At 61.3% G+C, this 12,578-nt stretch carries 11 protein-coding genes; all 11 read right to left on the bottom strand.

The features are described from left to right. Nucleotides 1-9: 9 nt before the first annotated feature. The 11 genes from AC1Q6Y_RS06900 to AC1Q6Y_RS06850 all read right to left on the bottom strand — a co-directional run bounded on the left by AC1Q6Y_RS06900 (nucleotide 10) and on the right by AC1Q6Y_RS06850 (nucleotide 12,522). Nucleotides 10-1,146, bottom strand: a complete 1,137-nt coding sequence (locus tag AC1Q6Y_RS06900) for a glycosyltransferase (protein WP_090456401.1) — start codon at nucleotides 1,144-1,146, stop codon at nucleotides 10-12. Further along, on the bottom strand, nucleotides 1,139-2,107 hold the full coding sequence (locus tag AC1Q6Y_RS06895) for a glycosyltransferase family 2 protein (RefSeq protein WP_492624246.1): 969 nt from the start codon (nucleotides 2,105-2,107) through the stop codon (nucleotides 1,139-1,141). The genes AC1Q6Y_RS06900 and AC1Q6Y_RS06895 overlap by 8 nt, the downstream gene beginning before the upstream one ends. After that, nucleotides 2,104-3,471 carry an O-antigen ligase family protein gene (locus AC1Q6Y_RS06890; protein ID WP_492624245.1) on the bottom strand — a complete coding sequence of 456 codons (1,368 nt, stop codon included), beginning with the start codon at nucleotides 3,469-3,471 and terminating at the stop codon, nucleotides 2,104-2,106. Before AC1Q6Y_RS06890 ends, AC1Q6Y_RS06895 begins: the two co-directional genes overlap by 4 nt. Continuing rightward, complete coding sequence (locus tag AC1Q6Y_RS06885) at nucleotides 3,468-4,562, bottom strand: glycosyltransferase family 4 protein (RefSeq protein ID WP_492624244.1); 1,095 nt, start codon at nucleotides 4,560-4,562, stop codon at nucleotides 3,468-3,470. Before AC1Q6Y_RS06885 ends, AC1Q6Y_RS06890 begins: the two co-directional genes overlap by 4 nt. Next, nucleotides 4,559-6,151: a GumC family protein gene (locus AC1Q6Y_RS06880; protein ID WP_349736949.1), complete on the bottom strand. Its 1,593-nt coding sequence runs from the start codon at nucleotides 6,149-6,151 to the stop codon at nucleotides 4,559-4,561. Before AC1Q6Y_RS06880 ends, AC1Q6Y_RS06885 begins: the two co-directional genes overlap by 4 nt. 14 nt (nucleotides 6,152-6,165) lie before the next feature. Further along, nucleotides 6,166-7,197 carry a polysaccharide biosynthesis/export family protein gene (locus tag AC1Q6Y_RS06875; RefSeq protein WP_218496405.1) on the bottom strand — a complete coding sequence of 344 codons (1,032 nt, stop codon included), beginning with the start codon at nucleotides 7,195-7,197 and terminating at the stop codon, nucleotides 6,166-6,168. Between the two features lie 22 nt (nucleotides 7,198-7,219). Continuing rightward, a complete protein-coding gene (locus AC1Q6Y_RS06870) occupies nucleotides 7,220-7,867 on the bottom strand; it encodes a CpsD/CapB family tyrosine-protein kinase (protein WP_090456392.1) in 648 nt (215 codons plus the stop codon). Beyond that, a complete protein-coding gene (locus AC1Q6Y_RS06865) occupies nucleotides 7,868-8,614 on the bottom strand; it encodes a sugar transferase (RefSeq protein ID WP_218496407.1) in 747 nt (248 codons plus the stop codon). A 44-nt stretch (nucleotides 8,615-8,658) separates the two neighbouring features. After that, nucleotides 8,659-9,663, bottom strand: a complete 1,005-nt coding sequence (locus AC1Q6Y_RS06860; RefSeq protein ID WP_349736948.1) for an NAD-dependent epimerase — start codon at nucleotides 9,661-9,663, stop codon at nucleotides 8,659-8,661. Then, nucleotides 9,660-11,012, bottom strand: a complete 1,353-nt coding sequence (locus AC1Q6Y_RS06855) for a UDP-glucose dehydrogenase family protein (protein WP_218496409.1) — start codon at nucleotides 11,010-11,012, stop codon at nucleotides 9,660-9,662. The genes AC1Q6Y_RS06860 and AC1Q6Y_RS06855 overlap by 4 nt, the downstream gene beginning before the upstream one ends. Before the next feature lie 469 nt (nucleotides 11,013-11,481). Next, entirely contained in the window at nucleotides 11,482-12,522 is a 1,041-nt protein-coding gene (locus AC1Q6Y_RS06850) for an AraC family transcriptional regulator ligand-binding domain-containing protein (RefSeq protein WP_492624243.1), read from the bottom strand. Between the last annotated feature and the right edge of the window lie 56 nt (nucleotides 12,523-12,578).

Here is a 12,578-nt window from a genome sequence, read left to right as displayed (position 1 = left end):
ACGCACCTCTCATCGATTTTGCTCGGGATTCCATTGGGCGTAACGCTGACCGCGCAGGAACTGCCACAGGCCGATGCTCATCCCGGCAAGGGTCACCAGGAGGAACGCGGCCAGGCGAAAGGGTTTGGGCAAGCGGTGTTGCGAATCCAGCAGGCCGGCAATGGCCATCGTGTAACCGAGCAGTTGTGCGATCAGGCTCAGGCGATAAAAGCCGTGATCCTCCCACAGCCAGAAATTGCTCAGCAGCAACGGCAGCAACAGGATCGGCGCCAGCCGCCGGATCAGCTTGTGGCTGATCAAGGCAATCGCATACAGGCCGTGGGTCAGCGGATTCAGCAACTCCCGGCGCTGGGCCAGGCTTTGCAGGCCACCCACCGTGACCCGCTGACGGCGACGGAATTGCTTGTCGGCTTCGTCCACACCCTGGTCGATTACCCGGGCCTGGGGCACGTAGACAATCCGCTTGAACGCGACCGGCGCGCAGGTGCTGATAAAAAAATCGTCGTTGACCTCCGCCGGAACGTTCTGGAACAACTCGCGGCGCAAGGCGAGCAATGCGCCGTCGGCGGAGACCATGCAGCCGGTGCGATTTTCCACGTAGCGCAGCCAGCCTTCATAGTGCCGATACAGGCTGTCGCCAACGCTCAAACCCTTGCCGGTCACCGGGATCACCATGTGCCCGGCGCAGCCACCGACCTGCGGGTCGTTGAGCGGCGCGAGCAAATGGCCGAGGGTGTCGGTGGACCACTGGTTGTCGGCGTCGGTGAACACCAGGATCGCGCCGCTGCTGATCGCGACCCCGGCATTGAGCGTCGCCGCCTTGCCCTGGCGGGGCAGATCGAGCACGGTGATGCGCGGGTCCTCGACCCGGTGCGCGCAGGCCACTGTGTCATCGGTCGAGCCGTCACTGGCGAGGATGATTTGCAGTGAGCGGGCCTGATAATCCTGAGCCAGCACAGTGCGCAGTTTTTCTTCGATATGCCGCGCTTCGTTGTGCGCGGCAATCACGATGCTCACGTCCATCGGTTGTGCCGGTCCTTGGCGCGGTGCCGGGTAAAACGGTGCCAGCAACGTCAATAACAGGGGATAACCGAGGTAGGCGTAAACCGGTAGCAACAGGCACAACCAGAAAATGAATTCAGCCACGGGCGGGCCTCCTGGCATTCCAATGACAAAGGCTGAGGATGAGCCCGGCGCCCGCCAGGTGCAGGCGTACCCAGTGCAGGCCCCAGAGTTGCAGGGTCAGGAGCGTGTCGCGGTGCCTGGCGCTCTGACGCAGGCTCAGTGCCAGGGCGGGCAGGACGGTCAGCAGCAGCATCAGCAGCGAATGATGGGGGAACCCGTCGAACAGGGCGGAAATGGCCATGAAATCGATCAACCAGGCGGCAATCGACAGCAGCGGAAAACGCAGCAAGCGCAGGCTCGGGCCATGGGTGCGCAGAAGTTGCAGATGACTGCCCTGACGCCACAATTCCTTGCCCATCCATTCCCGCCAACTGCTTTCGTAACCCCAATGCAGCGCCACGCTTTGGTTGACCGCGACTAGTTTCGCGCCCGCGTCGACCAGGCGCATGGTCAGTTCCTTGTCCTCGCCGGTGCGCAGTTGTTCATTGAAACCACCGACCTTGTCGAACCAGCGACGGCGCATCAGCAGGTTGCAAGTGGGCAGCCATTGCACGACATGCAGCGGCTGCGTATCGGGACGCAAGGTGCGCCGCTGCCAGGCGTCGGCGTACCACGGCGCTTCGGCCGGGGTGTGCAGGTCAAGGCCGATGACATCGGCCTGGCCGCCGGACTCGAGGTCGAACAACAGCTTGAGCCAGTTCTCGGGCATCTCGACGTCAGCATCGATAAAGGCCAGCCATTCGCCGCTGGTGATCGCCGCTCCGCGATTGCGCAATGCACCGATGAGCAGGCCGGGCAGGACCAGCACCTGGGCGCCGAACTGTCGGGCAATGTCCGGGCCCTGGTCATCGGAGCCGTTGTCGACCACGATCAACTCGCATTCGACGTTGGCCGCCTCGGCGGCATGTCGTGCCGCTTGCAGGGTCCGGGCGATGTGCCGGGCCTCGTTGTACATCGGGATGATGATGCTGATGCGGTTCATGCCCTGACCTCCGTCGGCGGGGGTTCTTCGGCTTTAGTGCGCAGCACGCTGGTCAACGCGAGCATGATCCACAGGTACTTGTGATTCGGTGCGCTGAGGAACATCAGGAACAACGTCAACGACAGAAAGCTCATGCTCAGGTGGGTCATCAGATCAGCCTGATGCCCAGTTCCTCGCAATAGCCAGGCGCGGCGGGCGCGGATCAGGTTGTACAAACCCAGGGCGAGCATGCCGACGAACATCAGGCCGGCGGGAATCCCCAGTTCACTGAAGATCTCCAGGTAGGTGTTGTGGGCGCGACGGTACAGGTCATCGGTCTTGCCGGTCATGGCAAAGGTCTTGGCATAACCGGTGGTAGCGTAGTGCAGCGGGAACGTGCCGGGGCCGGTGCCAAGCAAGGGGTTCTCGGCGATCATGGCGCTGCCGACCACAATGTAGGAGGCACGACGGCCCAGTGACGGGTCCTGACTCTTGGCCCCGGAGCTGAGGATGCTCAGCGACTGGATGCGTTCCACGTAACCGGCCGGCATCGCATAGAGCCCCAGCGAAATCACAATCGCCAGGCCGAGCATGGCAAAGCCCAGGTAGCGTGGACGAATATGTGGCAACTGCGCGCGGTAGTGCCACGCGCCGATCAACAGGCTGAGGAGCAACACCACCAGCCCCGAACGGGATTCGGTCTTGGTCATGCCGCCCAGCAGCAAGAGGGTACAGCCCCCCCAGAACAACCGGTGCAACCGGTTCGGGCTGCGGACCACCAGCAACAGCGCCATGGGTACGGCGAAGGCGATCATCAGGGCAAAGTCGTTCGGGTCATTGAGCATCCCGGATGCACGGCCATCGTCCTGGTATTTGGCAGAGAACATCGCCATGGCGCAGGTCGCCGCGACACTGATGGCAACCAGTTTGGCGAACATGTCGAGGTTCAACTCACGCCCGACCAGCAGGGTGATGACAAACAGAATCAGGCCGACGCTCAATTCGCGCAGGTGGCCCAGGGAGAAGCCCATGTCGTCGGTGTTCAACAGGCTCAGCAGGTACAGCACCATAAACCCGACCAGGAAACGCCAGATATTGCTGCGCAGGCGCTCGCTCGGCAGTTGGTGAGTCGCCAGTTGCAGCATCAGGATCAGCGCCAGCGAAGCCCCGAGGAATTTGGAGCCCGACAGTGAGCTGTCCTTGAACAGACCTTCGAAAGGCAGGATGGCGACAATGCCCAACAGGCCCCAGGCCGGCTTGCGGTACAGCACCGCGACACCCACCAGGCCCAGTACCGCTCCCGGCGCCAGATACGGATAAGGGCTGGCCAGCAAACCGAGGCAGACCAGGCCGAGCAAACTGACGATCGAGAGCGGAACAATCACGGGTGTGCCTCTCGTGCAGTCCGGATGTAAAGCTGCGACCAGCGTTCGGCCAGGACCTTGAGGTCGTAGCGATCCCGTTGCGTACGTTTTGCGTTGTCGATCAACTCCCCGGCCAGGGCCGGGTCACCCAGCAGCGTGCCGATCTGGCGGGCGAGGGCGGTACTGTCGGTGGGCGTGGCCAGCAGGCCGTTGTGGCGGTCCTGCAAGACATCGGGAATCCCGCCGACGCCGAAGGCCACCACCGGCACTCCGGCCTGCATCGCTTCGAGCAGAATCATGGGCGTGCCTTCGGTGCGCGAGCTGATCACCAACGCATCGAGTTGCCGCCACCAGGCACGCATATCGGTCTGGTAGCCCGGCAGTGTGATGCGCGCCTGCAAGCCTGCCTCGTCGATCCGCGTCTGCAGGCTTTCGCGCTCCGGCCCGTCGCCGAGCATCACTGCATCAAGTTGCGGGTACTGCTGACACAACGGGATCAGCGCATCGAGAAACAGGTCAGGGCCTTTTTCGCTACTCAGGCGCCCGACGTAACCAGCCAGCCAGCGTTGATGCTCGCCACTGTGCGGCAGCAAATCGTGGGCCGCTGGCAGGCCGTTGGGGATCACCTGCAGTTTGTCCGCGCGCACATTGGCCTGACGGTGCAGCGCGGCAATGCTTTCGGCGACACACACCACCCGGTTCACCGAGGCCGTGCGGCACAGTTGCAGGCTCAGCCAGGTGTAGAACTTCTGCTTGCGACTGCGCGGGGTGAAGCCGTGCTGGGTGATCACCAGTGGCAGGCGCAACAGCGTAGCGCCGATCCAGCCGAACAACAGGCCCTTGAAGTTGTGCGTATTGATCAGTGGCCGCTGGTTCCGTCGCTGGCGCAAATGCCCCAGCAACGCGACCAGGCCTGCACAGCCGAGGCAATCGACACCGGCCTCGCGAAATCGCGCGATCAGTTCTGGCGGCGCATCGAGAAACAGCACCTGGTGCTGCCCCGGTGTCGCCAGGCAATGATCCAGCAGCATCCGCTCGGCCCCATAGAAGCCGCCGCTGCTGAGCAAATGAATGATCGGCAGGTCGTGGGTGGTGCCGAGCGGCGCGTTCAATTGCGCACCCAATGTACGAGGGCCGGTACGCTCCAGCTCTTGTGCGGATTGTTTGGCAGGGTGCTTTGATCATTGATCACCAGCAGCACCGGCAAGCCCAGTTCATGGGTGATTTGCGCAGGGTGCTTGAAGCGGTGGTCGAAGAACTCACGCACATAGACCAGGGCAATCGCCAGCAGCAAACCGGTGAACACTCCGAACGGAATGATCAGCATCGGCTTGGGGAACGCCGCTTCGGTCGGCTCGAACGGCGGGCTGAGTACCCGTGCGTTGGACAGGTCGTTGTCCAGTGCGCGCGCGGTGCTGCTTTCGGCGAAGCGCTGGGCATAGGTGGCGAACGCCTTGTGCAGCGCGTTGATTTCGGTGTCCATCTGCCGCAGCTTGCTCCGGGTTTCCTGCAACTGGTGGATACGATTCTTGAACTCGGCAATGCGCGCGGTTTTCTGCTCGATGACCGAGCTGATCGTCGCCAGGTCGCTGGTGCGCTCCTGAATCCGGTTGCTGACAATCTTCAGGAATTGCCCACGGGCCCGGATGATTTGCTCGCGGGTCATTTGCATCGGCTCACTGCCGGGCTGAAAGACCGCCAGGTCGTCCATATAGCGGCTGACCAGGGTCGTCAGTTGCTCACCCAGTTGCTTGATCTCGCGGTCTTCGAAAGCGACGCTGTCGACCGTGGTGGTGAAGGTGTAGGGGAAGGTGTAGTCGGTGAATCTGGCGTTGTTGGCGGTCGCCAGGCTGGTTTTCAGGTAATCGAGCCAGCGCTGGCTTTGCAGCAGTCGGTCCTGATACAGGTTGAGCGCCTGCTCCTCGGTGTTGATCGCGTTGAGGCGGAACGTGATTTCTTCCTTGGGGTCGGACGAACCGATGCTTTCGAGCAAGGCCAGGCGATTGGCTTCCAGGCCATCGAGACGCACCTGGTACTGCAACTTCTTGGTTTCGTAGAAGCTCTGCGGCAGGTCGATCGATTGCATTTCCTGGCGGCTGACCAGGTAGTTCTGCAGCAGGGCGGTGACGAACCGGGTGCCCTGGGCCGGGTCAGGGAAGCGGTAGACGATCGAGATCACGTTGGAGCCGGGCAAGGTTTCCACCTTCAGGGCAGAGGACGCTTGCTGCGTGAGGGCATCGAGCACGGTGTCGCGTACCGGATCGGTCTGCAGTCCGAGCAGGTTGCGAACCGGGTTGGTCACGTGTTCGCGAACGGGATTGGTGACAAACCGTTTGAACGGCTGCACCAGCAGTTTGTTGAAGGCGCTCACGGGTAGCGTGTACTCACCCTTTTCGCGCAACTCGCTGATGGTCTGGCGGATCAAGGCCGGCGAACGCAGGATGTTGCTCTCGGTCTCCATGTCCGCCAGCGACGGTGGAATGAAGGAAGCGTTTTCCTGATTGAGGGTGCTGGTGGCATCCCCCTGGGAGATTTTCTTGGACTGCACGATCACCTGGGCGGTGATATCGAAACTCTGCTTGAGCAACAGCGGCAAGACCACGGCGATCACGGCAAAGACCAGGAAAACTCGCTTCACCAGCTGCTTGTTGGCGAAGAAGATCCTGAAGAACTCATGCAGGTAGTTTTCCTTTGGATTCATTGGCCACCTGAGAGTTAGTTGCTGTTGTCGTCTTTGTTGTCGACGCGGTAGCTGAAGCTGAGGCCCATGCCCTGGAACAACACGACGTCCGCCAGTTGCCGCGCGAGCTCACCGGCGCTGGCCAGTTTGGTCTTGGGCACGTACAGCATGTCGTCCGCTTGCAGGTAGGCGATCTGGGTGGCGTCGCCGGACAAGGCTTTTTCCACGTCGTAACGATGCGCGACCACCTGGTTGCCGTTGCGCCGCATGATCATTACCGAGTCCAGGCGTGCCTTGACGTTGGAACCGCGGGCCAAGGTCAGGGCTTCGAGCACCGACACCGGGCGGCGGATAGGGTAGGAGCCCGGCTGGCCGACTTCACCCAGTACATAGATTTCGTTGCCGGCGGTGGCCTTGAGCAGCACGTCCACGGTCATGCGCCCCGGCAGGGTGGCGTAGCGTTTATTGAGGTAGGCCTCCAGCTGGTTGATGGTCATGCCTTGCAGCGGTACGGCACCGATTTCCGGGAAGCTGGCGTAGCCGTCGGTGCCCACGGTGATTTCCCGACTCATGCCGGTGCCGGGGTGGTTGAGCACGGACTTGAGGTTCCACTCATTGGCCAGCGGGCTCACTACCATCACTGACAGCTGATTGCGGTTGGGCTGGAACAGCTGTTTGCGATCGTAGGCGCGCTGAATCGCGTCCCGTGCTTCATCGCGGGTCAGGCCCTCGATTTTCACCGTGGTGTGGGCCCCCGGCAGTTCGATGGTGCCATCGGGCAGCACCAACTGGTTGCCGTTGAACTGGCTGGCGGCGGTGAAGTTCAGCGCGATCGTGTCCCCGGACTGCACGCGATAGGCAGCCGAGCCACTGGTGCTGATGTGGAAGATCACGTCCAGCACATCCTGTGGGCGCAGGGTCTGCTCGACCTTGGGCACGTCAGTGGCCTGGGCGTTCGCCGGTGGGGCCGTGAGGATTTGCACCGGCATGCTTTGGGATTCGTCGGAGGAAGTGCTGGAGCAACCTGCAAGGGGCAGCAAAAGCAGGACAAGCATCTTGGCGTTCATGGCGTCATCCTTGTCTGACTGCTCACAGGTTTCTGTACAGCCATTCGGGCATGTAGTACTTGCGTCGGTTGAACACGCTGCCGACCAGCTTCGCTCCCGCCTGGCTCAAGCGCTGGGCCGCGGCCTGGGCCACCTCCCAGCGGGTGTCTTCCGAGCGCACGACCAGGACCACGCCGTCCACCTGGGTGCTGATGACCAGGGTGTCGGAGGCCGAATACACCGCGTCGCCGTCGATCACCACGAAGCGGTACCGGATGCCGAGTTGATCGAGCAGCGGGCTCAGGCGCTCGGGTGTCAGGTGTTCGTTGCCACGGGAGTAGCGGCCGAATGGCAGAACGTGAAAGGGCAGGCTGGAGACGTCCACCACGCAGTCCTGCAACAAGGGCGGGCTCTGGGTGTTGAACAACAAGTCGCGAAACCCCCGTTCCTTGCTCAGCCCCAACTGTTGCGTGAGGTTGGTCGCCGACTGGCTGGCATCCACCAGCAGCACCAGGCCGCTGCTCATCTTCGCCAGTTGACTGGCCAGCGCCAGGGCGCTGGTGGTGGTGCCTGCGCCGGGGTTGGCGGCGGTCAGGAAAAGGATCCGCAGGTTCTGGTCGAGCACGGTCGATGTCAGATTGGACTCGCTCGGGCTGGCAATGCTGAGGCTTTTAGCCGTTGAGCCGTCCATTTAACTCGCTCCGTGTCCGCTGAAAACTTTTAAAGGGGTTTTCAACAGAATCCTCAAATCAAGCAGCGGGCTCTGCTGGGAGATGTAGGTGAGATCCAACTCAACGCGCTGGTCGAAATCGATATTGCTGCGCCCGGAGATTTGCCACAGGCCGGTCATGCCGGGGTAGATGCTCAGGCGCACAAGGTGTTTGTTCTTGTAGCGGTAGGCATTGAACGAAGTCGGCCTGGGGCCTACCAGGCGCATGTCGCCGGTCACCACGTTGAACAGGTTCGGCAGCTCATCGAGACTGGTGCGCCGCAGGAAGCCGCCGATACCGGTGATGCGCGGGTCCTTGTCGATCTTGAAATCGATGGCGTCGGTGCCGTGCTTGTTCAGGTGCCGCAGGGACTCCTTGAGTTCCTCGGCGTTGGTGACCATGGTGCGGAATTTGTACATGCCGAACATGCGGCCGCGGTAACCGGTGCGCTTTTGCACGAACATCACCGGCCCCGGGCTGGTGAGTTTGATGGCCAGCGCCAGCCCCAGCAGCACCGGGGAAATCAGCACCAGGATCAGCAGCGCGCCGAAGCAGGCCAGGACGCGGTTGGTGCGCGACAGGGTCCATGGCCGGCCACCTTCGCGACCGGTTATCCAGCCACAACCCTGCATGTGGATCGCGGCATCCATGCGCATGCGCTGTTCGGGGTCCAGGCGCTTTTCTCTACGCAAATTGCCAAGTGGCACACTTTTTTCGTGTTCAGACATAAATTCTCCGCAGAGTTCAGCCGTGTGCGGTATGGGGGACGCAGTCAGTAGTAAGAGCGGAACCAGGCAACGAAGCGCCTCAGTCCCTCGTCCAGTTCGATACGCGGTTGGAAATCGGTAGCGCGGGCCAGCTCACTGGCATCGGCGCAGGTGTTGAGGACATCGCCGGGTTGCAGGGGCAGCAGTTCGATCCGGACTTTTTGCCCCATGTGTTTTTCCAGCAATGCCAGATAGTCCTTGAGCTCTACCGGGTGCTGGCCGCCGATGTTGAAAATCCGCCAGGGTGCCATGCTCGTGGCCGGGTCTGGCTGTTCGCGGTCCCATTGAGCGTTGGCTTGCGGTGGGCGGTCGATCAGGCGTGTGATGCTCTCGATAATGTCGTCGATGTAGGTGAAGTCCCGCTGGTGCTTGCCGTAGTTGAACAGCTTCAGTGGCCGTTCTTCGGCGATGGCCCGGGCGAACTGGATCGGCGACATGTCAGGCCGTCCCCAGGGGCCGTACACCGTGAAAAAGCGCAGCCCGGTGCAGGGAATACCGAACAGGTGGCTGTAACTGTGGGCCATCAATTCGTTGGACTTCTTGGTCGCGGCGTACAGCGACAGCGGATGATCCACACCATCGTGCACCGAGTACGGTGTGTGCTGGTTGGCGCCATACACCGAACTGGACGAAGCGTAGATCAAGTGTTTGACCGGGTGGTTGCGGCAGCTTTCGAGGATGTTCAGGAACCCGCTCAAGTTGCTGTCCAGGTAGGCCCGGGGATTTTCCAGGGAATAACGCACCCCGGCCTGGGCCGCGAGGTGGATCACGATCTCCGGTTTTTCCCTGGCAAACAGTGCCTCGATGGCCGGTGTATCGGCCAGGTCAACCATTGAGAGCGGGAAAGGGCGTGCCTGCTCCTGCACCCAACGGACGCGATCGTGCTTGAGTTGCGGATCGTAGTAGCTGTTGAAGTTGTCGAGGCCGAACACCTGGTGTCCATCGCGCAACAGTCGCAGCACGCAATGGGCACCAATGAAGCCGGCTGCTCCGGTGACGAGAATCTTCATGGACGGACGGCCTCGGGCGTGATGCGGCGCAAGCCGATGCCACTGTAATGCAGGCCGGCGGCCGCCACCTGTTCCGGGCTGTACAGGTTGCGTCCGTCCACGATCACCCGTTTTCGCAGTTTGCTCGCCAGCCTGTCGAAGTCGACCACGCGAAAGTTCTTCCACTCGGTGCAGATCACCAGGGCATCGGCGTCTTCGAGTGTGTCATCGCGGGTGGCGCACAGATGCAGGTCGTCGCGGTAGCCGTAAATACGCCGGCATTCGGACATGGCTTCCGGGTCGTAGGCTTGCACGCTCGCACCTTCGGCCCAGAGCGCCTCCATCAGATTGCGGCTCGGTGCTTCGCGCATGTCATCGGTGTTGGGTTTGAACGCCAGGCCCCACACGGCGATGGACTTGCCGGCCAGTCCACCGGGAAATTGCGCCTTGAGTTTGCTGAACAGGATATGCCGCTGGTGGTCGTTGACGTCGGTCACGCTACGCAGCAACTTCAGTGACATTCCGGCGCGTTCGGCGGTGTGCAGCAGAGCGCGCAGGTCCTTGGGGAAGCAGGAACCGCCGAAGCCGCAACCGGGGTAGATGAAGTGGTAACCGATGCGCGGGTCCGAACCGATGCCTTTGCGCACGGCTTCGATATCTGCTCCCAGTAACTCGGTGAGGTTGGCCAGTTCGTTCATGAAACTGATGCGCGTGGCCAGCATCGCGTTCGCTGCGTACTTGGTCAACTCGGCGCTGCGGTTGTCCATGAACATCAATTTGTCGTGGTTGCGGCAGAACGGCGCGTAGAGCTCGCTCATCTGGCTGCGGGCTTCATCGTCAGCGGTACCGACGATGATCCGGTCCGGGCGCATGCAATCGGCCAGGGCACTGCCTTCCTTGAGAAACTCCGGGTTGGACACCACCCGTATCTTCAGCGAACCTTTGCCGCTGCGCTGCAACTCTTCAATGGCAGTGGCACTGACCTGGTCCGCCGTGCCTACCGGCACCGTGGATTTGATGATCAGGGTGCGGTCGGCCTTCATGAAACTGGCAATCTGCCGGGCCACGTTCAGCACATGGCTGAGGTCGGCCGAACCGTCTTCGTCGGCGGGCGTACCAACGGCGATGAAGATCAGCTCGGCGTGCTCTACCGCATCGCTGGCCTGGGTGGTGAAGAGCAGGCGACCAGCCTTGATGTTTTCTTCAAGGGTGCCGCAAAGCCCCGGCTCACTGATCGGTGGCACGGCCTGTTGCAGTTGTCGGATCTTGTTCGGATCGATGTCGACACACAGGACGCGATGTCCGACATCGGCCAATGCAGCTGCTTGTATCAGGCCAACATAGCCCGTACCAAATACGCTCACGTCCATATCAGCGTGCCTCGTAAAACGGTGGAGAGTTGCAAAACAAGACTGTCAAAAGGGGGTATAGACCAGCCTCGGCAAACCGTGTCAGCGAACCAGTATGTTAAAGGGGCAAGACGCCCCCAAATGTGGGGCTATTGCCATCACTATTGGGTTTCACCCCTCCCGATTTTGACTGTTTGGCGAAAATCCAAAGAAAGCAACAGCCTGCCGCAAGCCTTGAAATACAAGGGTTGTAGCTGCTTGGGGGTGTCAGGTTTGAGCCACCGGTTTAATGACGACTGTTCACCGCGTCTGACAGTTCTTACGCACAGATGGCGCAATGCGAATGTTAAAAAATGTCCAACAATCTATTGAGCAAGTGCCTGTCGAGTCATAGCAAATTCAATGATGCTGTCTTTGTCAGCCAGCCGCCTGTGAGCGGCTACGGGCGTTCATTCAATGGGCCGCCTAGGGTTCGCACGCGTGTGGTTTTTTATCGACCTTGCCGGGTTCGCCAGGCACCCGGTGCGCACCCCAGCCACCGCAGGCAGGCACGATTGAAGCTTTGCACATCGCTGTAGCCCAGGCGGTCGGAAATCTCCACCAGCTCCAGGTCCGTTCCCTGCAAAAAGTCTTCGGCCCGGTAGCGACGGTATTCGTCGAGCAACTCTGAAAAACTCCAGCCCAACGCCTTCAAGCGTCGGGCGGCGGTGCGCTCGAGCACGTGCTGGGTGGTACAGAATTGCTGCCAGTTGGCTTCGGCGAGGTTGCCGATCAAATGGTCGCAGACTTGCTCCAGCAAGGTCGGTTCGCTGTTGCGTCGGGTCTGCTCCAGCAGCTCGATCAGCGTGTGTTCCAGTTCATGATTGCCCGGCGTCAACGGGATGACGAACAGCTGTGGATCGAGGTGGATCGAGTGCTGCGCCTGCCCCCATTGCACCGGTGCGCGAAAGGCTTGTTGATGTTCCTGCGCATTGGTCGTGCAAGCGCCGACCAGCCCGACGCCCAGAACCGGATCACGCTCCAGGCCGCTGGCGAGGAATTTGCGTCGCAACATGCTGCACAGGCTGATGAGAATGTAATCGGCGGTTGCCGCGCTGGTTTTCACACTGCCGCAATCGAGCAGGTGCAATTGGACGCTGTCGTCGCCGCGCACGATCCGCGCCTGGAAGTGCCCGTTGAAAAACGGAAAGAAACGCACGAAATACTGGCAGGCGCTGTCCAGTGAGTCAGCCACGTCGAACAGGTACGTCAGGCCATTGGTAGCGGTGGAAACGAAACGCCGGCCAGCCGCCAGGCCGATCAGCGGGTCGCCGGTCTGCTCCAGGGCAAACGCCCAGAAGCGCCGCGACATGAACAGCGGAATGCGCATGAACGGCGTGCGCAACTCGAACAGGCTGCGACGAAACAGGCCTTCGATACTGTCCCGGTCCACGCCACGGGCCAGCAACTCTTCGATGGCCGGCAGCAGAGTCGGCGCATAGAACGCATTGGGTATCGATTGATCGCGCAGTGGCTGATCGCTTTTTGTCATGTAGGGCTCACAGCTTGTTCCGCAACACTGGTTAGGCTGCCCGACGTTAAGCGATT

The sequence above is a fragment of the Pseudomonas sp. GW823-FHT06E10 genome (genome assembly GCF_058794995.1).
This window is presented reverse-complemented; position numbering and strand designations above follow the sequence as displayed.